This is a genomic window from Pseudomonas sp. P1.31, from assembly GCF_001269815.1.
In the GTDB taxonomy this organism is placed as follows: domain Bacteria; phylum Pseudomonadota; class Gammaproteobacteria; order Pseudomonadales; family Pseudomonadaceae; genus Aquipseudomonas; species Aquipseudomonas rustica.
Genome location: NZ_LHVN01000003.1, coordinates 355,512 through 379,582 on the forward strand (window position 1 = coordinate 355,512; position 24,071 = coordinate 379,582).

The following is a 24,071-nucleotide window of genomic DNA, read 5'->3' on the forward strand; positions in this document are numbered from 1 at the left end:
AACTGTAAACCCCTCTCAGCAAAAAACATGATTTTTTTTACCGGCGGTGGTCAAAACGGCTTTCAAGCAACGCTACAGCCCCGGATACGCGCCTTATAGAGTCGGAAATTTCCCGTTTCATGGCGCCTATGCCAAACTAACCCGCATATAGACAAGGTGAAAACTCTCTAATGGCCGATTGGCAGTCCCTCGATCCCGAGGCCGCTCGTGAAGCGGAAAAATATGAAAACCCTATTCCTAGCCGCGAACTGATCCTGGCGCACCTCGCCGATCGGGGTTCGCCTGCTGCCCGCGAGCAACTGGTCGAAGAGTTTGGTCTGACCACAGAAGACCAGATCGAAGCCCTGCGCCGCCGCCTGCGCGCCATGGAGCGCGACGCTCAACTGATCTACACCCGCCGCGGCACGTACGCGCCGGTCGACAAGCTCGACCTGATCCTCGGTCGCATCAGCGGTCACCGTGACGGTTTCGGCTTCCTGGTGCCGGACGACGGCAGCGACGACCTGTTCATGAGCCCGGCGCAAATGCGTCTGGTGTTTGACGGTGATCGGGCGCTGGCCCGTGTTTCCGGTCTTGACCGTCGCGGTCGCCGCGAAGGCGTGATCGTCGAAGTGGTCTCGCGTGCTCACGAAACCATCGTCGGTCGCTACTTCGAAGAAGGCGGCATCGGTTTTGTCGTTGCCGACAATCCGAAGATCCAGCAAGAAGTGCTGGTCACGCCGGGCCGTAACGCCAACGCGCAGATCGGTCAGTTCGTCGAGGTGAAAATCACCCACTGGCCAACGCCGCGCTTCCAGCCGCAAGGCGATGTGGTCGAAGTGGTCGGCAACTACATGGCGCCGGGCATGGAAATCGATGTTGCCCTGCGCACTTACGACATTCCGCACGTCTGGCCCGAAGCCGTACTGAAAGAAGCCGCCAAGCTCAAGCCGGAAGTCGAAGAGAAAGACAAAGAGAAGCGCGTTGACCTGCGCCATCTGCCGTTCGTCACCATCGACGGCGAAGATGCCCGCGACTTCGACGATGCGGTTTATTGCGAAGCCAAACCGGGCAAGCTGCGCCTGTTCTCCGGCGGCTGGAAGTTGTACGTGGCGATTGCCGACGTTTCCAGCTACGTGAAAATCGGTTCGGCGCTGGACAACGAAGCGCAAGTGCGCGGCAACTCGGTGTACTTCCCCGAGCGCGTCGTGCCGATGCTGCCTGAGCAACTGTCCAACGGCCTCTGCTCGCTGAACCCGCACGTCGATCGTCTGGCCATGGTTTGCGAGATGACCATCTCCAAGTCCGGCGAAATGACCGACTACTGCTTCTATGAGGCGGTGATCCATTCCCACGCTCGCCTGACTTACAACAAAGTCAGCGCGATGCTGGAAACGCCGAAAGTCACCGAGGCGCGTCAGCTTCGCGGTGAGTACAACGACGTTCTGCCGCACCTCAAGCAGCTTTATGCGCTGTACAAGGTTCTGCTGGCGGCTCGTCACGTACGTGGCGCGATCGATTTCGAAACGCAGGAAACCCGAATCATCTTCGGTACCGAGCGCAAGATTGCCGAAATCCGTCCGACCACCCGTAACGATGCGCACAAGCTGATCGAAGAATGCATGCTGGCGGCCAACGTGGCCACCGCCGAATTCCTCAAGAAGCACGAAATTCCTGCGCTGTACCGCGTTCACGACGGCCCGCCACCGGAGCGTCTGGAAAAACTGCGTGCCTTCCTTGGCGAGCTCGGCCTGTCCCTGCATAAAGGCAAGGACGGCCCGTCGCCGAAGGACTACCAGGCATTGCTGGCGAGCATCAAGGATCGTCCGGATTTCCACCTGATCCAGACTGTAATGCTGCGTTCGCTGAGCCAAGCGGTGTACAGCGCTGACAATCAGGGCCACTTCGGCCTGAATTACGAAGCCTATACCCACTTCACCTCGCCGATCCGTCGTTACCCGGATTTGCTCACGCACCGCGCGATCCGCAGCGTGATCCATTCGAAACAGGACACCCCGCACGTTCGCCGTGCCGGTGCGATGACCATTCCGAAAGCGCGTATCTATCCGTACGACGAAGCGGCGCTGGAGCAACTCGGCGAGCAGTGCTCGATGAGCGAGCGCCGTGCCGACGAAGCGACCCGCGACGTGGTGAACTGGCTCAAGTGCGAGTTCATGAAGGATCGCGTGGGCGAGTCGTTCCCTGGCGTGATCACGGCGGTGACCGGTTTTGGTCTGTTCGTCGAACTGACTGATATCTACGTCGAAGGCTTGGTGCACGTCACCGCGCTGCCGGGCGATTACTACCACTTCGATCCTGTGCATCACCGCTTGGCGGGCGAGCGCACCGGTCGTAGCTTCCGTCTCGGCGATACCGTTGAAGTGCGCGTCATGCGCGTTGACCTCGACGAGCGCAAGATCGACTTCGAGATGGCCGAAAAAACCATCAGCGCGCCGATCGGTCGCAAAAAACGTGGTGCTGAAACTGCTGCGCCAGCCGAGAAGGAAAAAGCCGAAGCGGCTCCTGCAAAAACCGCAGGTCGCCGTCCAGCGAAAGAGAAAGCTCCCGAAGCCTATCGTCCAAGCGACGCTGTGGCGAAAAACGCCGAGCTGCGTAAAAGCCGTGAAATGAAGAAGGCTCTGCTTTCCGACGCCAAAAACGGTGGTAAAGCGGCGCCTGGGGGAAAGACCGGGCGGTCGGCGCCTGAAAAGGCCTCCGGCGGCAAGTCAGCAAAACCGAGCAAACATCGTAAAGGCCCGCCAAAAGCGGGTTCTGCTCCAGCCAAAAGTGGCGGGGCACGTAAACCGAAGGCGAAGTCATGAGTCAGTTGGAAAAAATCTACGGCGTTCACGCGGTAGAAGCGTTGCTGCGTCACCACCCGAAGCGCGTCAAGCAGATCTGGCTGGCTGAAAGCCGCAACGATCCGCGCGTGCAGACGCTGGTTGAGCTGGCCAACGAGAATCGTGTCCAGGTTGGTCAGGCCGAGCGCCGCGAAATGGACGCTTGGGTTGAAGGCGTTCACCAAGGCGTGGTCGCGGAAGTCAGCCCGAGCCAGGTCTGGGGCGAAGCGATGCTCGACGAGCTGCTCGATCGCACTGACGGCGCACCGTTGCTGCTGGTGCTTGACGGCGTGACCGATCCGCACAACCTCGGCGCCTGCCTGCGTTCGGCCGATGCGGCGGGTGCGCTGGCGGTGATCGTGCCGAAAGACAAGTCGGCAACCCTGACGCCGGTCGTGCGTAAAGTGGCCTGCGGCGCGGCGGAAGTGATTCCGTTGGTGGCCGTGACCAACCTTGCGCGCACCTTGGAAAAGCTTCAGCAGCGCGGTCTGTGGGTTGTCGGCACAGCAGGCGAAGCTGAAGTCAGCATCTACGACCAGGATCTGACGGGCCCGACCATTCTGATCATGGGCGCCGAAGGCAAAGGCATGCGTCGCCTGACCCGCGAACACTGCGACTATCTGGTGAAGCTGCCGATGGCCGGTAGCGTCAGCAGCCTCAACGTCTCGGTCGCGACGGGCGTCTGCCTGTTCGAAGCCCAGCGCCAGCGCGGCGTAAAAGCCAAGCCTGCTGCCAAGAAATAAGCCCCCTGTAGGAGTTGCCGCAGGCTGCGATCTTTTGATCTTGTCTTTAAAAACAAAATCAAAAGATCGCAGCCTTCGGCAACTCCTGCAGGTGTTCATTGGTGATTGTTCAAATAATCACCAATTGCCTTGCACCTCTTCTGTCCCTTCTCTACAATTGCGCCCCTTGCTGTGACGGCAGGCACGCATGTGCCCCGCGCCAGCAAGTCCATAAGTGTCATTCACTCCTTGTCTGACCGTTTTTGAGCGGCAGGCTACAACCCGTAAGGAGCATTCATGCGTCATTACGAAATCATCTTTTTGGTCCACCCGGATCAAAGCGAGCAAGTCGGCGGCATGGTTGAGCGTTACACCAAGCTGATCGAAGAAGACGGCGGCAAAATCCACCGTCTGGAAGATTGGGGCCGTCGTCAACTGGCCTACGCAATCAACAATGTTCACAAGGCTCACTACGTGATGCTGAACGTTGAGTGCACTGGCAAGGCCCTGGCCGAGCTGGAAGACAACTTCCGCTACAACGATGCAGTGATCCGTAACCTGGTCATCCGTCGCGAAGAAGCCGTTACCGGCCAATCCGAGATGCTCAAGGCTGAAGAAAACCGCAGTGAGCGCCGTGAGCGTCGCGACCGTCCTGAGCACGAAGGCGCTGAAAGCGCTGATAGTGATGACAGCGACAACAGCGATAACGCTGACGAGTAATCCACGGACCTTTTAAGGAGCCTATCAAATGGCACGTTTCTTCCGTCGTCGTAAATTCTGCCGCTTCACCGCTGAAGACGTGAAGGAGATCGATTACAAAGATCTCAACACTCTGAAAGCCTACGTATCCGAGACCGGCAAAATCGTTCCAAGCCGCATCACCGGTACCAAAGCTCGTTATCAGCGTCAGCTGGCCACCGCTATCAAGCGCGCCCGCTTCCTGGCCCTGCTGGCCTACACCGACAGCCACGGCCGCTGAGACCGGGCAGTCGACAAGTAGCAAAGGATTGAATGCATGCGTGCCTTAGCTGAGTTCATCATGCGCGGCCGCATGCAGGCCACTCTCGTAGTGGCCGGATGTGCAACATTGCCGTTGTTGTATTGGTTGGGTGCCGCCGCCGGGAGCCTTGTGCTGCTGCGGCGCGGATTGACAGACGCCCTCGGTGTTCTGTTGCTGGGACTGCTGCCGGCCTTGGTCTGGTGGTTGTACGCCGATGATCCACGGGCACTTCTGGTGCTGCTGGGGTCTTCGGGGCTTGCGTTGATTTTGCGCGCAAGTGAGTCCTGGGTTCGTACGCTGCTGGCCAGCGTGGCAATAGGAGTGGTGTTTTCAGTGGTGCTCGGGGCGGCGTTTGCGGCCCAGATCGAGATGCTCGCGCAGGCCCTTATCAAGGTAATGCCCGCGCTTCTCGGTGAGACCTACAAGCAATTGTCGGTCGAAGAGCAAGCGCGTTTCGCGTCCCTGATTGCACCAGTCCTGACCGGACTGATTGCGGCGTTGTTGCAGATCGTCAGCGTGCTGAGCCTGATTGTCGGGCGTCATTGGCAGGCGTTGTTGTACAACCCGGGTGGTTTTGGTCGCGAGTTTCGCGCCATACGGATCCCGCTGGGGCCGGCGATGTTACTGCTGGCGTTGATGCTTCTGGGCCCGAATCTCGGTGCACAGATGGCCATGTTGACGCCGTTGTGCAGTGTACCGCTGGTGTTCGCCGGACTTGCCTTGATTCACGGGCTGGTCGGGCAGAAGCGACTGGCCGGTTTCTGGCTGGTGGGGTTGTACGTCACGCTGTTGCTGTTCATGCAGCTGATCTATCCGTTGCTCGTGGTTTTGGCCATTGTCGACAGCCTGATTGATTTTCGCGGTCGTCACGTGTCGAAAGACACCGACAGCGCGAACGGTGAAGGTTAAAAGTTAGAGGATTTTCACATGCAACTGATCCTTCTGGAAAAAGTCACCAACCTGGGCAACCTGGGTGACAAAGTAAACGTTAAGGCCGGTTACGGTCGTAACTACCTGCTGCCTTACGGCAAAGCTACCGCCGCGACCCCAGCGAACATCGCTGCGTTCGAAGAGCGTCGTGCCGAGCTGGAAAAAGCTGCTGCAGACCGTAAAGCATCGGCTGAAAGCCGTGCTGCCCAACTGGCCGAGCTGGAAGTGACCATCACTGCCACCGCTGGCGACGAAGGCAAGCTGTTCGGTTCGATCGGTACTCACGACATCGCTGACGCACTGACCGCCTCCGGCGTTGAAGTGCAGAAGAGCGAAGTTCGTCTGCCGAACGGCACCATCCGCAACGTAGGTGAATTCGACGTGGCTGTGCACCTGCACGCCGAAGTTGAAGCCACCGTACGCGTTGTCGTGGTAGCAGCTTAAGCAATACCTGATCGGCTGGCGGCTTGCCCGTCAGACGGTTAACATCGGGCACGATCCTGTTTACAGGTCGTGCCCTTTGTCTTTCTGCAATTCCTGATTTTCAACCAAACTCAAGTGGCCATGAACGATATCTCCGCTCCCGAGCAATACGATCTGCAAACCGCTGCCCTGAAGGTGCCGCCGCATTCCATCGAAGCCGAACAGGCTGTACTCGGTGGTCTGATGCTGGACAACAACGCCTGGGAACGCGTGCTCGATCAAGTCTCCGACGGTGATTTCTATCGACATGACCACCGCCTGATCTTCCGTGCGATCGCCAAGCTGGCCGATCAGAACTCGCCGATCGACGTCGTGACCCTTGCCGAGCAATTGGACAAGGAAGGTCAGACCTCGCAGGTGGGCGGCCTCGGTTACCTCGGCGAACTGGCGAAAAACACACCGTCAGTCGCCAACATCAAGGCGTATGCGCAGATCGTCCGCCAGCGTGCGACGTTGCGCCAACTGATCGGCATCAGCACCGAGATCGCCGACAGCGCCTTCAATCCGGAAGGGCGCACCGCCGAGGAAATCCTCGACGAAGCCGAGCGTCAGATCTTTGCAATTGCCGAGGCCCGGCCGAAAACCGGTGGCCCGGTAGGCGTGAACGATTTGCTGACCAAGGCAATCGACCGCATCGACACGCTGTTCAACACCGACAACGCGATTACTGGCCTGTCCACCGGCTACACCGACCTCGACGAGAAGACCAGCGGTTTGCAGCCAGCTGACTTGATCATCGTCGCCGGTCGTCCGTCGATGGGTAAAACCACCTTCGCGATGAACCTGGTGGAAAACGCCGTACTGCGCAGCGATAAGGCCGTTCTGGTGTATTCCCTCGAGATGCCAGGCGAATCGCTGGTCATGCGTATGCTCTCCTCGCTGGGCCGCATCGACCAGACCAAGGTGCGTTCCGGTCAGTTGGAAGATGACGACTGGCCGCGCCTGACCTCGGCGGTCAACCTGCTCAATGACCGCAAGCTGTTCATCGACGACACCGCCGGTATCAGCCCGTCGGAAATGCGTGCGCGAACCCGGCGTCTGGCGCGTGAGCACGGTGACATCGGTCTGATCATGATCGACTACCTGCAATTGATGCAGATTCCGGGTTCCGGCGGCGACAACCGCACCAACGAGATTTCTGAAATCTCGCGTTCCTTGAAAGCCCTGGCCAAAGAATTCAACTGCCCGGTGGTGGCGCTGTCGCAGCTCAACCGTTCCCTCGAGCAGCGGCCGAACAAACGCCCGATCAACTCCGACCTCCGGGAATCCGGAGCAATCGAGCAGGATGCTGACGTGATCATGTTCGTGTACCGGGACGAGGTGTATCACCCGGAGACCGAGCATAAAGGCATCGCCGAAATCATTATCGGTAAGCAACGGAACGGGCCAATCGGCTTTATCCGCCTGGCGTTTATCGGTAAGTACACCCGTTTCGAAAACCTTGCGCCGGGCAGCTATAACTTCGACGACGACGAGTAATCTTCGGCGCCTGATCTGGCCTCTTCGCGAGCAGGCTCGCTCCCACATTTGGAATGCGTTCAAATGTGGGAGCGAGCCTGCTCGCGAATGGCGTCGGCACAATTTCCGACCACAGCCGTCGGAATTGGTCAAAATTTGTGCTATATTCCGCGCCCGCGAAATTCAATGAAAGCCAACACCGGTTATCGACATGCAAGCAGCCAAGCCGTTATTTGACTATCCAAAGTACTGGGCCGAATGTTTCGGGCCAGCGCCATTCCTGCCGATGAGCAGGGAGGAGATGGATCAGCTTGGCTGGGATTCCTGCGACATCATCATCGTCACCGGTGATGCCTACGTCGATCACCCATCGTTCGGCATGGCGATCATCGGCCGGCTGCTGGAGTCGCAAGGCTTCCGCGTCGGGATCATCGCCCAGCCAAACTGGCAGTCCAAAGACGACTTCATGAAGCTCGGCGAGCCGAACCTGTTCTTCGGCGTCGCGGCCGGCAACATGGACTCGATGATCAACCGCTACACCGCCGACAAAAAAATCCGTTCCGACGACGCCTATACCCCGGGCGGTATGGCCGGCAAACGTCCGGATCGCGCGAGCCTGGTCTACAGCCAGCGCTGCAAAGAAGCCTACAAAAATGTGCCGATCGTTCTTGGTGGCATCGAAGCCTCCCTGCGCCGCATCGCCCATTACGATTATTGGCAGGATCGCGTGCGTAACTCGATCCTGATCGACGCCTGCGCCGACATTCTGCTGTACGGCAACGCCGAGCGCGCGATTGTCGAAGTCGCCCAGCGTCTGTCCTACGGCCACAAGATTGAAGACATCACCGACGTGCGCGGCACCGCGTTCATCCGTCGTGACACGCCGCAAGGCTGGTACGAAGTTGACTCGACGCGCATTGACCGTCCGGGCAAGGTCGACAAGATCATCAACCCGTACGTGAACACCCAGGACACCCAGGCCTGCGCCATTGAACAGGAAAAGGGCCCGGTCGACGATCCGCAGGAAGCCAAGGTTGTACAGATTCTGGCCAGCCCGCGCATGACTCGTGACAAGACCGTGATCCGCCTGCCTTCGATGGAAAAAGTCCGCGGTGATGCGGTGCTTTATGCCCACGCCAACCGCGTGCTGCACCTCGAAACCAACCCGGGCAACGCCCGCGCGCTGGTACAGAAGCATGGCGAAGTCGACGTCTGGTTCAACCCGCCGCCGATTCCGATGACCACCGAAGAAATGGACTACGTGTTCGGCATGCCTTACGCACGTGTTCCGCACCCGGCGTACGGCAAGGAGAAGATCCCTGCCTACGACATGATCCGTTTCTCGGTGAACATCATGCGCGGCTGCTTCGGTGGCTGCACCTTCTGCTCGATCACCGAGCACGAAGGCCGGATCATCCAGAACCGTTCCGAAGAGTCGATCATTCGCGAGATCGAAGAGATCCGCGACAAGGTGCCAGGCTTCACCGGCGTCATCTCCGACCTCGGTGGCCCGACCGCGAACATGTACCGCATCGCCTGCAAAACGCCGGAAATCGAATCCGCGTGCCGCAAGCCGTCCTGCGTATTCCCGGGCATCTGCCCGAACCTGAACACCGACCACTCGTCGCTGATTCAGCTGTACCGCAGCGCCCGTGCCTTGCCGGGTGTGAAAAAGATCCTGATTGCCTCCGGCCTGCGTTATGACCTCGCGGTCGAGTCGCCGGAGTACGTCAAAGAGCTGGTGACCCACCACGTCGGCGGTTACCTGAAGATCGCCCCGGAACACACCGAGGAAGGTCCGCTCAACCAGATGATGAAACCGGGCATCGGCAGCTATGACAAGTTCAAGCGCATGTTCGAGAAGTACACCAAGGAAGCGGGCAAAGAGCAGTACCTGATTCCGTACTTCATCGCCGCCCACCCGGGCACCACCGACGAAGACATGATGAACCTGGCCCTGTGGCTCAAGGGCAATGGCTTCCGCGCCGACCAGGTGCAAGCGTTCTACCCGTCGCCGATGGCCACCGCCACCGCGATGTACCACTCGGGCAAGAACCCGCTGCGCAAGGTCACTTACAAGAGTGACGGCGTGAATATCGTCAAGAGCGAAGAGCAGCGTCGTCTGCACAAGGCGTTCTTGCGTTATCACGACCCGAAAGGCTGGCCGATGCTGCGTGAAGCGCTGATCCGCATGGGTCGCGGCGACCTGATCGGTTCGGGCAAGGATCAGTTGATCCCGACGCACCAGCCGACCACCGACAGCTACCAGAGCGCCCGTCGCAAGAACTCGACGCCTGCTGGCAGCCATAAAGTGGCGAAAGAAGGCAAAGAGAAGACCACCAAGATCCTCACCCAGCACACCGGTCTGCCGCCGCGTGCCAGTGATGGTGGTAATCCGTGGGACAAGCGTGAGCAGGCCAAGGCGGCGGCATTTGCCCGTAACCAGCAGGCGGCCAAGGAACGTAAGGACGCCGCGAAAGGCAAAGGGCCGAAACCGACCCGCAAGCCGGTCGTACCGCGCTAAAGCAAACGCCAACCTTCGGGTTGGCGTTTTTTTTGAGTCAAAAGATCGCAGCCTGCGGCAGCTCTTACAGTGGGATTCGCGTTTCCCTGTAGGAGCTGCCGCAGGCTGCGATCTTTTGATCTTCGCCACATTTAGGCGCAACTTCGCCTAACCATTTCCCCGCATCGCCCGATTTTGGTGCTGTACTGCCCTAAGCATTCCGGGAAAGCGCCCAAGCCTCTGCATGGCATAAGTCTTGCGCGCTTTCGAATACGCTTAGGCTCGCAGGAGGCACGCCGTGTCGATTCATGTCGCATTGCATCACGTCACGCATTACCGCTACGACCGCGCTGTCGAACTCGGCCCGCAGATCGTTCGCCTGCGCCCGGCCGCCCACAGCCGCACGCGGATTCTGTCGTATGCGCTGAAAGTCTCGCCCGAGCAGCATTTCATCAACTGGCAGCAAGACCCGCAGGGCAACTACCTCGCGCGGCTGGTCTTCCCTGAAAAAACCGACGAGTTGCGCATTGAAGTCGATCTGCTGGCCGAAATGGCCGTGTTCAATCCTTTCGATTTCTTCCTCGAACCGTACGCCGAGAAAATCCCTTTCGCCTACGCCGCCGATGAGCGCAAGGAACTGGCGCCGTACCTCGAAACCCTGCCACTGACACCAAAATTCAAAGCCTATCTGGACGCCATCGACCGCACGCCGCTGCCAGCGGTGGACTTCCTCGTCGCACTCAACCAGCGCCTCAGCGAAGACATCGGCTACCTGATCCGCATGGAACCGGGCGTGCAAACCCCGGAGCACACCCTCGAACACGCCTCAGGCTCTTGCCGCGACTCGGCGTGGTTGCTGGTGCAACTGCTGCGCAACCTCGGCTTGGCCGCGCGGTTTGTTTCCGGTTACTTGATTCAACTGACCGCCGATGTGAAAAGCCTCGACGGCCCGTCCGGGACTGAAGTGGATTTCACCGACCTGCATGCCTGGTGCGAAGTGTATTTGCCGGGCGCCGGCTGGATTGGTCTGGACGCCACGTCCGGACTGTTCGCCGGTGAAGGACATATTCCGTTGGCCTGTAGTCCCGATCCGTCCTCGGCGGCGCCGATCAGTGGCTTGGTCGAACCCTGCGAATGCGTGTTCAGCCACGAAATGTCGGTGGAGCGGATCTGGGAGGCGCCGCGCGTCACCAAGCCCTACACCGATGAGCAATGGCTGGCGATTCAAGCGCTGGGTCGGCAGATCGATGCTGACCTGTTAGCCGATGACGTGCGCCTGACCATGGGCGGCGAGCCGACGTTCGTGTCCATCGATGACCCGGACGGCGCCGAGTGGAACACCGCTGCATTGGGCGAGGACAAGCGCCGTCTCTCTGCGGAATTGTTCCAGCGCATGCGCAAACACTACGCACCGAAGGGCCTGGTGCATTTCGGTCAGGGCAAGTGGTATCCGGGCGAACAACTGCCGCGCTGGTCGCTCAATTGCTACTGGCGCCGCGACGGCGTGCCGGTCTGGCACAACGATGCGCTGATCGCTGACGAGCAGCAGGATTACGGCGCCACAGGTGAATTGGCCGGGCGTTTTCTCGCCAGTGTCGCCGAACGCCTGAAATTGCCTACACGTTTTGTGTTCCCGGCCTACGAGGACAACTTCTATTACCTGTGGCGCGAGGGCACGTTGCCGAGCAACGTCAGCGCCGAAGACTCGCGCCTGGAGGAGCCGCTGGAGCGCGCACGCCTGCGCAAGGTCTTCAGTCAGGGCCTGAACAAGGTGATCGGCCAAGTGCTGCCGTTAGCGCGCACAGCCAAGGGTGATCAATGGCAAAGCGGCCGCTGGTTCCTGCGAGACGAGCATTGCCGCTTGGTGCCGGGGGATTCGCCACTGGGTTATCGCCTGCCGCTCGGTTCGCAGCCGTGGGTGAAAGCCGCCGAGTACCCGTTTATTCATCCACAGGATCCAAATCAGGATTTCCCCGAGCTTCCGCAAACCACCCAACTCAACCTTCACGGCGAACCGGCGACGTCTGATGAGCGCGCGCCAAAAATCGACGAATCCGCCGATTGGCTGACCCGCACCGCGTTCTGTGCCGAAGCCCGCGAAGGGCGTTTGTACCTGTTCATGCCGCCGCTGGAGCGGGTCGAAGATTATCTGGAACTGGTCGCGGCCATCGAAGCCACCGCCGAAGAACTGCATTGTCCGGTCTTGCTGGAAGGCTACGAGCCGCCTAGCGATCAACGCCTGAGCAACTTCCGCATCACCCCCGATCCGGGCGTGATCGAGGTCAACGTGCAGCCATCGGCGACGTGGGACGAGTTGGTCGAGCGCACCGAGTTCCTCTATGAAGAAGCGCGGCAAACCCGCCTGACCACCGAGAAATTCATGATCGACGGCCGCCACACCGGTACCGGCGGCGGCAATCACTTTGTGCTCGGCGGCGCGACGCCGGCGGATTCACCGTTTCTGCGACGTCCGGATCTGCTGCGCAGCCTGATCAGTTACTGGCACAACCATCCGTCATTGTCGTATCTGTTTTCCGGCTTGTTCATCGGCCCGACGTCGCAGGCGCCGCGTGTCGACGAGGCACGCAATGACGCGCTGTATGAGCTGGAAATCGCTTTCGCGCAGATGCCGGAGCCGGGCGAGGAATGCGCACCGTGGCTGGTCGATCGACTGCTGCGCAATTTGCTGATCGACGTCACTGGCAACACTCATCGTGCCGAGTTCTGCATCGACAAACTGTATTCGCCGGATGGCGCCACCGGGCGTCTCGGCTTGCTGGAGTTGCGCGCGTTCGAAATGCCGCCGCATGCGCGCATGAGCCTCGCTCAACAATTATTACTGCGGGCGCTGGTCGCACGGTTCTGGCGCGAACCTTATGCGCCCACGAAACTGGCGCGCTGGGGCACTGAGTTGCACGATCGCTTCCTGTTGCCGCACTTTATCGAGCAGGACTTCGCCGACGTCATCGTCGAACTGAACAACGCCGGTTATCCACTGCGGGCGGAATGGTTTGCGGCGCATCTGGAGTTTCGTTTTCCCAAGGTCGGCGATTACGCCGTCAATGGCATCGAACTGGAACTGCGTCAGGCGCTGGAACCGTGGCATGTGTTGGGCGAGGAGGGCGCTGCTGGTGGCACGGTGCGTTATGTCGATTCATCGCTGGAGCGCTTGCAGGTCAAGGTAAAAGGCTTGCCGCCGCAGCGTTATCTGCTGACCTGTAATGGCATCGCGGTGCCGTTGCACCCGACCGGGCGCGTCGGCGAATTTGTCGCCGGTGTGCGTTACCGCGCCTGGCAACCGGCCAACTGCCTGCAACCGACGATACCCGTACATGCACCGCTGGTGTTCGACCTGCTCGACACCTGGATGGGTCGATCACTGGGCGGTTGTCAGTACCACGTCGCGCATCCCGGCGGGCGTAATTACGAGACGCTGCCGGTTAACGCTAACGAAGCGGAGAGCCGACGTATGGCGCGATTCTTCCGCGTCGGACACACGCCAGGGAAACTTCCTATACCGAAGGTGGAAATCACTGACGAGCTACCGATGACAATCGATTTACGACGTTTCCAAATCGTACGCGACGCTTAGATTTTTCGTATATCCGGGCGTCATGTGCCTGCGTTAGTCTGACCGTTCCTTGCTGTCTGCCGAGCTTTCCATGCCTGACCTGCTAGACCGCTACCCGCTCACGGCGGGCACTTATCACGAACTGCTCGACGGCAGTGGAGCGGTGCGCCCGCATTGGCAGCGGCTGTTCGATCAGTTGCAGCGCAGCAGCCCGGCGCAACTGCTGCAGCGGCAAGCGTTGCTGGCGCGGCAGATTCAGGAAAACGGCGTCACCTATAACGTCTATGCCGACCCCAAAGGCGCGGATCGGCCGTGGGAACTGGATCTGCTGCCCCATGTGATTGCGGCGGATGAATGGCAGCAGTTGTCGGCGGGGATCGCTCAGCGGGCGCGTCTGCTCAATGCTGTGCTGGCCGATCTTTATGGCCCACAAAAGCTGATCAGTGAGGGGTTGCTGCCGGCGGAACTGGTCTTCGGCCACAACAATTTTCTCTGGCCGTGTCAGGGCATTGCGCCACCGGAAGGGGCTTTCCTGCATCTCTACGCGGTGGATCTGGCGCGCACGCCGGACGGCCGCTGGTGGGTGACGGCCGATCGCACTCAGGCGCCATCGGGTGCCGGTTATGCACTGGAAAACCGCACCATCGTTTCCCGTGCCTTCCCCGAGTTGTACCGCGACCTGAAGGTGCAACATCTGGCCGGTTTTTTTCGTACCTTGCAGGAAACCATGGCCCGTCAGGCGCCCTGCGACGATGACGCGCCGCTGATCGTGTTGCTGACGCCGGGGCGCTTCAACGAAAGCTATTTCGAACATTTGTACCTGGCTCGCCAGCTCGGTTATCCACTGGTCGAGGGCGGCGACCTGACCGTGCGCGATGCCACGGTCTACCTGAAAACCCTCAGCGGCCTGCGTCGGGTACACGCGATCATGCGGCGGCTCGACGACGATTTCTGCGACCCGCTGGAGCTGCGCACGGACTCGGCACTCGGCGTGCCCGGATTGCTTGAAGCCGTGCGTCAGGGCCGTGTGCTGGTGACTAATGCGTTGGGTAGCGGCGTGCTGGAATCGCCGGGGTTGCTGGGGTTTCTGCCGAAGATCAATCAATACCTGTTCGGCGAAGAACTGATCCTGCCATCGATTGCCACGTGGTGGTGTGGCGAGGCGCCGGTGTTGGCGCAGGCGTTGGAGAAACTTCCGGAACTGTTGATCAAACCAGCGTTTCCCTCGCAAACCTTCGCACCCGTGTTTGGTCGTGATTTGAGTGAAAAACAGCGACAGGCGCTGGCCGAGCGCATGCAGGCGCGCCCTTACGCCTACGTCGCGCAAGAATTGGCTCAGCTGTCCCACGCGCCTATCTGGCAGGCTGAGAACGGTCAGTTGCAACCTCGGGCGATCGGCATGCGCATGTACGCCGTGGCCAGTCGCGACGGTTATCGCGTGCTGCCCGGTGGGCTGACCCGCGTGGCCGCCGAGGCCGATGCCGAAGTGGTGTCGATGCAGCGCGGCGGCGCGAGCAAGGACACCTGGGTGCTGGGCGAACGACCGCCGAGCGGTGAGCAGTGGAAAACTCAGCGCAATGTCGGCGTACATGACCTCGTCCGCCGCGATCCCTATTTGCCGTCGCGGGTGGTGGAAAACCTGTTCTGGTTCGGCCGTTATTGCGAGCGCTGCGACGACAGTGCGCGCTTGCTGCGCATCATGCTCGCGCGGTATGTCGACGGCGATGACCCGCAAGCGTTGCAGGCCGCTGTCGATCTTGGCGAACGGCTGGCGCTGTTGCCGGACGAAGGCGAATTGCCGGAGCGGCTGCTGGCTGCCCTGCTGGGTGACGACTGGTCATTCAGCCTGCGCTCCAACCTGCAACGCTTGCAGTGGGCGGCTTCGCAGGTGCGCGGCAAACTTTCGCGGGAGAACTGGCAGGCGCTGGTCGAGTTGCAGCGCGAAGCGATGGAGCTGGATACCGACGAGCCGGACTTCGGCGAGTTGCTGGATTTTCTCAACCGACTGGTGATGTCGCTGGCGGCGCTGTCTGGGTTTGCCCTCGACGACATGACCCGCGATGAAGGCTGGCGCTTTCTGATGATTGGCCGGCGCATCGAACGCCTGCAATTTCTCAGCAGCAGTCTCGCGGCATTTTTGCGCGGCGCCGGCGCTTTCGATCAGTCGGGGCTGGAATGGCTACTGGAACTGGGTAACAGCAGCATCACCTATCGCTCACGTTATCTGGCGGTGGCGCAATTGATCCCGGTGCTGGATCTGTTGCTGCTGGATGAGCAGAACCCGCACGCGGTGTTGTTCCAGCTGAAACTGGTGACGCGCACGTTGAAACGCCTGAACGAGGATTTCGGTGCGCCGCGGGAGGCAGGATTGCCGCAATTGGTCGAGCGTTTGGCGCGTTTCGATCTGGGCTGTCTGGAAAATCCGCTGTTCGGTGACACCAGCGTGCGCGCCGCGCTCAATGGTCTGGCGGATCTGCTGCAAGAGATTGCTGAGGCCAGCGGGCAAGTATCTGATCGTCTGGCCCTGCGCCATTTCGCTCACGTCGATGATGTCAGCCAACGCACGGTGTCCGTCTGATGAGCGCGCATTACCAGATCCTCCACGACACCTGTTACCACTACGACAGCCCGGTGTCGCTGGCGCAGCAATTGGCACATCTATGGCCGCGCGAGTGCACTTGGCAGCGCTGCACTGAACAAAAATTATTAATCAGCCCGGAGCCGACGGCACGGCGGGATGAACTGGATGTGTTCGGTAATCCGCTGACGCGACTGGCGTTCGAGCGCCCGCATGATGAATTGCAGGTCAACGCGCGGCTGACGGTGGAAGTGCTGGCGCGGCCGGTGCTGGATTTTAAGCAGTCGCCGGCGTGGGAGCAGACCCGCGATGCTTTGACCTACAGCAGCCTGCCGTTGTCCGCGGAGATACTTGAGGCGTGTCGCTACCGCTTTCAGTCACCGTATGTGCATTTGAAGCGCAGCTTCGTCGAGTTCTCGCAAAGCTGCTTTGCGCCGGGGCAGCCATTGATGCTCGGTGTGCAGGCGTTGATGCAGAAGATTTTCAGCGAATTCACCTTCGATGCCGAAGCGACCCAAGTGGCGACGCCGCTGGTAGAAGTGCTGGAGCGGCGGCGCGGGGTGTGTCAGGACTTCGCGCACTTGATGCTGGCGTGTGTGCGCTCGCGAGGCTTGGCGGCGCGTTACGTCAGTGGTTATCTGCTGACTCAGCCGCCACCGGGGCAGCCACGCCTGATCGGCGCCGATGCGTCGCATGCGTGGGTGTCGGTGTTTTGCCCGGTGTTGGGCTGGGTGGATTTCGATCCGACCAATAACGTGCAGCCGGCACTGGAGCACATCACTTTGGCGTGGGGCAGGGACTTTTCAGATGTTTCGCCGCTACGCGGTGTAATCCTCGGCGGCGGCAACCACGACCCGGAAGTGCGCGTCACCGTGATGCCCATGGACTAACGGCGATCAAAACTGTGGGAGCGAGCCTGCTCGCGAAGGTGTCAGGTCAGTCAACTCATAAAGTGGCTAACACAGCGCTTTCGCGAGCAGGCTCGCTCCCACATGGGAATTTGGGTGCACTTGGGAGGGGAAGGGCTGTGAGGGCCGGCAGCGAAACCGCCAGCCCCGTCACAAATCCGCAGGGTCTGATTCGATCATCAAACCCGGTGGGGTTCAGGCGTCAGGCGCCTGATCTTTCGGTGCTTCGGTTGCATCAACATCATCTTCCGGTGCCACTTCACCCTCAGGGTTCAGTGCTGCTTCTTCAGCGGTTTGCTTCTTGCGCTGAAGCTTTTCCTCTTTCTTCTGTTCCTTTGCCAAGTCGCGTTGACGTTTGGCGAAGGAGTAATTGGGTTTGGCCATGGGCGTTCCTCTAGGTCGAAGGTGAGGTTGAGCGGCGCGTATTCTGCCCTGTATCGACGTCCGAGGGTTAACCGGGTTTTTGATCGACCCACTTTGGCGTGACGGTCGGCTTCCAGTTATCCAGGGCGTCGAGCAGCGTTTGCGGCGATTCGCTCACTTGCAGCATGTCACGGTGTGGCGCGCGAACGAAGCCTTCGCCGACGATGTGGTCAAGAAAAGCAGTGAGTTTGCTGTAAAAACCGTTCACTTCGAGCAGACCCAGCGGTTTGCCGTGATAGCCGAGCTGGCCCCAGGTCCAGACTTCAAACAATTCTTCCAGCGTGCCCAGGCCGCCGGGCAGGGCGATAAACGCATCGCTGAGCTCCGCCATCCGCGCCTTGCGCGCGTGCATGCCGTCGACCACTTCCAGACGTGTCAGGCTTTTGTGACCGATTTCCTTGTCCATCAGGCTCTGCGGAATGATGCCGATCACTTCGCCACCAGCGGCCAGTGCGGCGTCGGCGACAATCCCCATCAAACCCACGGCGCCACCGCCGTAAACCAGCGTCAGCTTACGCTCGGCGAGGGCTCTGCCTAACGCAACGGCAGCTTCGGTGTAAGCCGGATCAGTACCGGCGTTGGCACCGCAAAATACACAAACGGATTTCAGAGACATGCTTTTCTCCTGGGTCAATCCGACACAGGGTAATGGCTGGCACGCCTCGATCCAAGGGCTAAACTTCGCGTTCCGGTGTTTCAAAGGTACCGCTGGCGCCACAGGCGTAGGCGGCGAGCAAACTGCACAACAGACCGTTAAAGAACATGACAGGCACTCCGTTTCAGTAGATGCGCCGATCATAGGGCGGGGCGGGAATTCTGGCCGTTAGATTGTGTCGATGAGTGTCATAGCCTGAAAGTTGTATACAATTTTTGACGCAAGTCATAGGAACTTGCGAAGATTTCAGGCAGTCTTTCCACCATTAGTGTTTTTGTTAACCCTGCCTTGGAGATTCACCATGTTTTCCAAAGTTGTTGCGGTATCCCTGCTGGCGCTGGCCAGCAGCCAATTGATGGCTGCCGAGTGCAAAACCACCGTTGACTCCACCGATCAGATGTCCTTCAACACCAAGGAAATCGTGATCGACAAGAGCTGCAAGACCTTCACCGTCGAACTGACCCACTCCGGCAGCCTGCCGAAGAACGTCATGGGCCATAACCTGGTGATCAGCAAAGAAGCTGACATGCAGCCAATCGCCACCGACGGCCTGGCCGCCGGCATCGACAAGAACTACCTGAAAGACGGCGACGCCCGCGTAATCGCCCACACCAAAATCATCGGCGCCAAAGAAACCGATTCGCTGACCTTCGACGTATCGAAGCTGGACGCCGCTGAAAAATACGGCTTCTTCTGCTCGTTCCCAGGCCACATCTCGATGATGAAAGGCACTGTGACGCTGAAATAATCAGACGCTGAAGCTTTAAAAAAACGCCGCTGCGAGGTTATCGCAGCGGCGTTTTTTTGTGTCCGTTATCCATTGGTCGGGAAAGAGCGCTCACCTGTAAATTCTGACAGTAGACGCAATTGTCGATCCGGCATCTGATGGCTGGGCGCCCACAACACAGTGTGCGCCCACCGCTCGAAAAAGGAATTTTCACATGACCGATCAAGAGAAGCTAAGCGGACAACCTACGTCGAAACCAACGCTCAATGGAATGGTCGCGGATAGCCAGACCCAAATCGTGAACGTAGAAAACAGTGAAGGACAGTTGATTGCCAATGGGGGTGAGAGCAAGGATCCGAACCTGAACATAAAAGGCGTTGCGCAACCAGGTCAAAAGGCCGAGCTGTATGACTCAACCGCGTTAGCGGCTGCTCCCGGGATAGTCGATAGCAACGGTCGCTTTGCGTTCTCTGTGCAAAATCAGCGGCAGGGCTATCACTACTATGTGGTGATGACAGCTGACAAACATAGATCTGAGCCTTGGAAGATTTTTGTCGACACGCCTGTTCGTTCAGAAATCACCAACGTCAAGGATTCCAGCGGGGATATCGAAAACGGTGGGAGCACTGTGCATAGCGATTTGTTTTTTGTCGGCAAGGGGGAGCGCGAGCAGGCTGTAGATTTACTGGACCATGGGGCGGTGATTGCGACTATGAAAGTCGATACCGGCAATAACTGGAGCGTGAAGCGCGCAGGTATTTTGGCCGGCTCGCACGAGTTTACTGTTCGTGGCGCAGATGGCGTGCCTTCAGAGCCTTGGCGAATTCTGGTCAAAAAGCCGAAATAAGATAGCGTGAATATGCGCTCAATGTGGGAGCTGCCGAAGGCTGCGATCTTTTGATCTGGTTTTGAAGATCAAGATCAAAGATCGCAGCCTCGTTTCACTCGACAGCTCCTACAGGCACCGTCGCGACTTATGGGGCGAATGGCATCACACGTTTGTGATGGGTTTTGTTGTAAGTGTCGACGATGATTTTGAAGGCTTCCTCGCGCACCGGCTCGCCGTGCAGGAACGCATCAATCTCGGCATACGTCACGCCATGCGACGCTTCGTCCGGTTTGCCCGGCGACAAATCTTCAAGATCCGCCGTCGGCACTTTCTCGACCAACGATTCCGGCGCGCCGAAGCTGCGGGCAATCGCGCGCACCTGATTTTTCACCAGACCGCTCAGCGGTGCCAGATCGCAGGCGCCGTCGCCGAATTTGGTGAAGAAGCCCATCACCGCTTCCGCCGCGTGGTCGGTGCCGATCACCAGGCCGTGCGCTGCGCCGGCGATGGTGTACTGAGCGACCATGCGCATCCGCGCCTTGGTGTTGCCGAGCACGAAGTCCACCGATACTGCGTGTTTGCCTTCGAACGCGGCGACTTCGCTGGCCAGCGACTTCACGGCCGGGCCGATGTTGACGGTGTGGCGTTCGTCCGGGGCGATGAAATCCACCGAGGCTTGGGCGTCGTGCTCGTCGAATTGGGTTTCGTACGGCAGGCGCACGGCGATGAATTTGTAGCTGTTATCGCCGGTCTGGTCGCGCAGCTCACGCATCGCGCGCTGGGCCAACAGGCCTGCGGTCAGCGAATCGACGCCGCCGCTGATGCCGAGCACCAGCGTCTTGAGCCCGGAATTGACCAGACAATCCTGAATAAAGGCGATGCGCCGGGCGACTTCGGCCTGCAGGGCTTTGTAGTCAGCGAACGGCGGTTGCACTTTGAGCTGTTCAGCAATCTCACGCTGTACGGCTTGCATGAATTCACTCCTTGCTAGATGAACTGGAATCGGCAGGAACCTGGAACACGTGTCGCAAGTAGGCGACGAAATTCGGGTCTTTGCAGTGAGACTTGCCTGGCTCGTCGGAGATCTTCGCCACCGGTTGGCCGTTGCAGGCAGTCATTTTAAGCACGATGCTCATCGGTTCGACACCCGGAATGTCACAGGTGAGGTTAGTGCCAATGCCGAAGCTGACGTTGATCCGGCCGTGCAGCGCGCGGAAGATCTCCAGCGACTTGGGCAGGGTCAGGCTGTCGGAGAACACCAGCGTCTTGCTCATCGGGTCGATGCCGAGCTTGTGGTAATGCGCGATGCATTTTTCGCCCCACACCACCGGATCCCCGGAGTCGTGGCGTAAACCGTCGAACAGCTTGGCGAAGAACAGATCGAAATCGCCGAGAAAGGCATCGGTGGTAATGCAGTCGGTGAGGGCGATGCCCAGCAAACCCCGGTACTCACGCACCCAACAGTCGAGCGCGGCGATCTGGCTGTCGATCAACCGTGGGCCGAGTTGCTGGTGGGCCATGATCCATTCGTGGGCCATGGTGCCCAGCGGTTTCATGTCGAGTTCACGCGAAAGATGCACGTTGCTGGTGCCGACGAAACGCCCGGGGAAATCGTGCTTGAGCACGTTCACCACTTCTTCCTGCACGCGGTATGAAAACCGGCGGCGGGTGCCGAAATCGGCTACTTGCAGTTGCGACAATTCGTCGGCCGAGGCGTTGGCGGTCAGCCAGTCGAATTTGCGGTAGAGCTGCTCGCGCGCCTGCTCGAGCACGGTTTCGCGGTAGCGATAGCGGTTGCGCACTTCGCTGACGATCGCCAGCAGCGGCACTTCGTAAAGGATTACATGCAGCCACGGCCCGCGCAGGCGGATGAACAGCTCGCCGTTCTCTATGCCGGTGTGCACGTAGCGCAGGTTGAAGCGGAACAGACCTAGAAAGCGTAGGAAGTCCGGTTTCAGGAAGGAGATACGCTCAAGGAAATTCAGTTGATCGGCGCTCAGGCTCAGTTCGGCCAGGCGTTCGATCTGATAGCGGATCTCGGCCAGATACGGGCGCAGATCCTCGCTGTTGCGGCAACGGAATTCCCATTCGACTTCAACGTTGGGGTAGTTGTGCAGCACCGCCTGCATCATCGTCAGTTTGTAGAAGTCGGTGTCGAGCAGGTTCTGCACGATGCGATCGGCAAACACACTCTCGCTCATAAACGGTCTCCAGGTGCGCCGCGCTGTGGCGCGGTAAAAATCAATGGCGCTAGTGGCGCATATCAGTGGTGGGGATTGCCAGCGCTTTTTTGCTCTCGGGTGAAAGATCCTCTGAGGCCATGCATCTCAGTCCACAAAATTTAGCTATTTTCGGTTGCGCCTCAAGTGCAGCTTGAATGACTTGTTCGAGTTGTGCCCCGCTTTTTAAATAATCGGCCAGCAGGGAGTGTTTGGGTATCAGATTGATTTCAACTGCTTTAACCAAAGCAGCTCTGAGCATTTCTTGGGTTACGATTTTATACATGAATGACGCCTCCTTTGAAGGTGATCTGTTCCAGTGTGTCGACGCCGTCCTGAAGTAGCACGTACGCTGGAAGTATTAGTTTATAAAAATCAGAATCGTTGGTGCCCTTGAGGGTGACTAATGTGAAGGCCTCCAAAAGACCTGCGGAAGCGCGGATTCTGAAACAGGCATCTTCAAATAACTGATTGGGTGTGGCATGTGAGTCTATGAAGTATGTCGGCGTATCAGTTGCATTGGCTTTGAGGGGGTAAAAGCGATTCATGGGATAAACTCCTTCTGTTTGTTCCGGGCGTGACGGCTCGAAGAAAGCAGGGTTCTTGAGATTTTATTTTTAGGTGGATTTGATGTAGTGGCTGCAAAGCCATTAATTGATTTAATGACTTTGCATGTTCTGTTTAACGTTTGGCAGTCTGTTTGCTGGTGCTCGAAGAAATAACGTTCTCGCTATGAGTATTTATGTCTGGGCAGCTATATCCCGGCGGCCAGGCCAAAAGATCGATATCCAGATCCGGGAATTTACTTGAGTCGAAAATGGGCTTCTTGACTCCGGCACGGCGTTGTTCGTCGTAGTCGCGCACAACACGCATGCTGATGTTGAAGAGCAAGAACATCGCTACCAGGTTAACAAGCGCGAGCAGCGTCATGGTGATGTCTGCAAAAGCCAGAACAGTGGACAGGTCTTCGACGGAGCCCCAGTACACTAATATCAATACCAGCGCACGGTACAAGAGCAGCGTCTTTCGAGGCTCACCCAAGATGAACCGCAAGCTGTTTTCTCCCAGGTAATAGTTGTAAAGCATCGCCGTGAATACGAAGAGCGCAAGCACGACGCTGATAAACATCCGTCCCCATTCCCCAACGACGGCGGCGAGCGAATTTTGTGCCAGCGCAATCCCGTCACCTTCAAATCCTGGCGTGTAGAAACCCGATAGCAAAATCAGTAGCGCGGTACAGGTGCAGATTATGAATGTATCGATGAAGACACTCAGGGCTTGTACGACGCCTTGTGCAACCGGGTGGCCGATCTTCGCTACTGATGCGACATTTGGAGCGCTTCCCAGTCCTGCCTCGTTGGAGAACACTCCGCGTCTCACCCCCATGATGATTGCGCTGCCCACCAGCCCGCCAAAGGCCTGATCCAGCCCGAACGCGCTGTTGATAATGGTCATGAGCATCGCCGGAACCTGGTCGAACTGCAGAACCATTACGTAGGCCGTCACGCTGATGTAGGCGAGAACTTTAATAGGTACCAGAAGGTCAGCAACTGCCGCTATGCGCTTTATCCCGCCAATGAAAACGACCCCCAGCAACAGCGCAAGTCCGAGCCCTGACCAGATCGGCGCCACGCCAAACGCATCTTTTAGTGAATGCGATACCGCATGCGATTCGAGGCCGTTGATCGCAAACCCAAAAGTCACCAGCAATAGTACGGCTGCGATCATGCCGAGCCAGCGCTTGTCCAGACCGTGCTGGATGTACCAGGACGGGCCCCCTCGGTAGAGGCCTTTGCCATCGCTACGCTTATAGAGTTGTCCCAGCGTACATTCGAAGAAACTGCTCGACATACCCAGAAGAGCAGTCATCCACATCCAGAACACTGCGCCGGGCCCGCCCATGCTTACCGCGATCCCGACACCGACGATATTTCCCGTGCCGACTCGCCCGGCAAGGCTGAGCATAAGCGCCTGAAATGAACTCAAGTGATGGCTGTTGCCGCGCCAACTGCCGAGTAATACGCCAAACATATGGGGGAAATACCTCAACTGAACAAATCCGGATCGGACAGTGAAGTAGCTTCCCAGGCCAAGCACTAAAGGTATTAATACCTTGCCTGACAGAAAGTCGTTGATGATGTCTAGCATTCCAAGCTCCTTGCTTTGTTAGTGCTGGCGAATTAATGGTGTCGCCAGTCCTGAAGCCTTTCAGGAGTCGTAATATCCAGCCATATTTCATCCGATGC

General features: G+C 58.7%; 20 protein-coding genes. 13 read left to right on the forward strand and 7 right to left on the reverse strand.

The window, feature by feature from the left end; all coding sequences use genetic code 11:
• The first annotated feature begins 170 nt into the window (after positions 1 to 170).
• The 11 genes from rnr (at position 171) to AD669_RS02390 (ending at position 16,954) form a co-directional block, all read left to right on the forward strand.
• Entirely contained in the window at positions 171 to 2,801 is a 2,631-nt protein-coding gene (gene rnr, locus AD669_RS02340; protein ID WP_053116777.1) for a ribonuclease R, read from the forward strand.
• Positions 2,798 to 3,562 (forward strand): 23S rRNA (guanosine(2251)-2'-O)-methyltransferase RlmB, encoded by a 765-nt coding sequence (gene rlmB / locus AD669_RS02345; RefSeq protein WP_008078316.1) that lies wholly within the window; start codon positions 2,798 to 2,800, stop codon positions 3,560 to 3,562. Before rnr ends, rlmB begins: the two co-directional genes overlap by 4 nt.
• A 276-nt stretch (positions 3,563 to 3,838) precedes the next feature.
• Positions 3,839 to 4,261, forward strand: coding sequence for a 30S ribosomal protein S6 (rpsF, locus tag AD669_RS02350; RefSeq protein ID WP_003217491.1), 423 nt, complete (start codon positions 3,839 to 3,841; stop codon positions 4,259 to 4,261).
• A 28-nt stretch (positions 4,262 to 4,289) separates the two neighbouring features.
• Positions 4,290 to 4,520 (forward strand): 30S ribosomal protein S18, encoded by a 231-nt coding sequence (gene rpsR / locus AD669_RS02355; protein WP_002551829.1) that lies wholly within the window; start codon positions 4,290 to 4,292, stop codon positions 4,518 to 4,520.
• Between the two features lie 36 nt (positions 4,521 to 4,556).
• Positions 4,557 to 5,450, forward strand: coding sequence for a hypothetical protein (locus tag AD669_RS02360; protein ID WP_053116778.1), 894 nt, complete (start codon positions 4,557 to 4,559; stop codon positions 5,448 to 5,450).
• Between the two features lie 18 nt (positions 5,451 to 5,468).
• Positions 5,469 to 5,915 carry a 50S ribosomal protein L9 gene (gene rplI, locus AD669_RS02365; protein WP_042557398.1) on the forward strand — a complete coding sequence of 149 codons (447 nt, stop codon included), beginning with the start codon at positions 5,469 to 5,471 and terminating at the stop codon, positions 5,913 to 5,915.
• Positions 5,916 to 6,035: 120 nt separating this feature from the next.
• Complete coding sequence (gene dnaB / locus AD669_RS02370) at positions 6,036 to 7,433, forward strand: replicative DNA helicase (RefSeq protein WP_053116810.1); 1,398 nt, start codon at positions 6,036 to 6,038, stop codon at positions 7,431 to 7,433.
• 190 nt (positions 7,434 to 7,623) lie between these two features.
• Positions 7,624 to 9,936, forward strand: a complete 2,313-nt coding sequence (locus AD669_RS02375) for a YgiQ family radical SAM protein (protein WP_053116779.1) — start codon at positions 7,624 to 7,626, stop codon at positions 9,934 to 9,936.
• Between the two features lie 277 nt (positions 9,937 to 10,213).
• Complete coding sequence (locus AD669_RS02380) at positions 10,214 to 13,507, forward strand: DUF2126 domain-containing protein (RefSeq protein WP_053116780.1); 3,294 nt, start codon at positions 10,214 to 10,216, stop codon at positions 13,505 to 13,507.
• Positions 13,508 to 13,577: 70 nt separating this feature from the next.
• The gene (locus AD669_RS02385; protein WP_053116781.1) at positions 13,578 to 16,064 is read left to right on the forward strand and encodes a circularly permuted type 2 ATP-grasp protein; all 2,487 of its coding nucleotides are present in this window, start codon (positions 13,578 to 13,580) and stop codon (positions 16,062 to 16,064) included.
• The gene (locus tag AD669_RS02390; protein ID WP_053116782.1) at positions 16,064 to 16,954 is read left to right on the forward strand and encodes a transglutaminase family protein; all 891 of its coding nucleotides are present in this window, start codon (positions 16,064 to 16,066) and stop codon (positions 16,952 to 16,954) included. Before AD669_RS02385 ends, AD669_RS02390 begins: the two co-directional genes overlap by 1 nt.
• Before the next feature lie 213 nt (positions 16,955 to 17,167).
• Here the strand turns inward: AD669_RS02390 and AD669_RS02395 are convergent, their stop codons facing one another.
• Both AD669_RS02395 and AD669_RS02400 read right to left on the reverse strand, forming a co-directional pair.
• On the reverse strand, positions 17,168 to 17,356 hold the full coding sequence (locus tag AD669_RS02395) for a hypothetical protein (protein WP_034151625.1): 189 nt from the start codon (positions 17,354 to 17,356) through the stop codon (positions 17,168 to 17,170).
• Positions 17,357 to 17,423: 67 nt separating this feature from the next.
• Entirely contained in the window at positions 17,424 to 18,011 is a 588-nt protein-coding gene (locus AD669_RS02400; protein WP_053116783.1) for a TIGR00730 family Rossman fold protein, read from the reverse strand.
• A 340-nt stretch (positions 18,012 to 18,351) separates the two neighbouring features.
• On the opposite strand from AD669_RS02400, the gene azu reads away from it, so the two are divergent.
• Both azu and AD669_RS02410 read left to right on the forward strand, forming a co-directional pair.
• Complete coding sequence (gene azu, locus AD669_RS02405; RefSeq protein WP_053116784.1) at positions 18,352 to 18,798, forward strand: azurin; 447 nt, start codon at positions 18,352 to 18,354, stop codon at positions 18,796 to 18,798.
• A 193-nt stretch (positions 18,799 to 18,991) separates the two neighbouring features.
• On the forward strand, positions 18,992 to 19,624 hold the full coding sequence (locus tag AD669_RS02410; protein WP_053116785.1) for a hypothetical protein: 633 nt from the start codon (positions 18,992 to 18,994) through the stop codon (positions 19,622 to 19,624).
• A 127-nt stretch (positions 19,625 to 19,751) separates the two neighbouring features.
• Here AD669_RS02410 and nadE read toward each other — a convergent pair whose 3' ends face one another.
• The 5 genes from nadE to AD669_RS02435 all read right to left on the reverse strand — a co-directional run bounded on the left by nadE (position 19,752) and on the right by AD669_RS02435 (position 23,973).
• Positions 19,752 to 20,579: an ammonia-dependent NAD(+) synthetase gene (gene nadE / locus AD669_RS02415; RefSeq protein WP_053116786.1), complete on the reverse strand. Its 828-nt coding sequence runs from the start codon at positions 20,577 to 20,579 to the stop codon at positions 19,752 to 19,754.
• A gap of 4 nt (positions 20,580 to 20,583) precedes the next feature.
• Positions 20,584 to 21,807, reverse strand: a complete 1,224-nt coding sequence (gene pncB, locus AD669_RS02420) for a nicotinate phosphoribosyltransferase (RefSeq protein WP_053116787.1) — start codon at positions 21,805 to 21,807, stop codon at positions 20,584 to 20,586.
• A gap of 49 nt (positions 21,808 to 21,856) precedes the next feature.
• Positions 21,857 to 22,111 carry a hypothetical protein gene (locus AD669_RS02425; protein WP_053116788.1) on the reverse strand — a complete coding sequence of 85 codons (255 nt, stop codon included), beginning with the start codon at positions 22,109 to 22,111 and terminating at the stop codon, positions 21,857 to 21,859.
• The gene (locus AD669_RS02430; RefSeq protein WP_053116789.1) at positions 22,104 to 22,373 is read right to left on the reverse strand and encodes a hypothetical protein; all 270 of its coding nucleotides are present in this window, start codon (positions 22,371 to 22,373) and stop codon (positions 22,104 to 22,106) included. The genes AD669_RS02425 and AD669_RS02430 overlap by 8 nt, the downstream gene beginning before the upstream one ends.
• A gap of 133 nt (positions 22,374 to 22,506) precedes the next feature.
• Entirely contained in the window at positions 22,507 to 23,973 is a 1,467-nt protein-coding gene (locus tag AD669_RS02435) for a sodium:alanine symporter family protein (RefSeq protein ID WP_053116790.1), read from the reverse strand.
• Between the last annotated feature and the right edge of the window lie 98 nt (positions 23,974 to 24,071).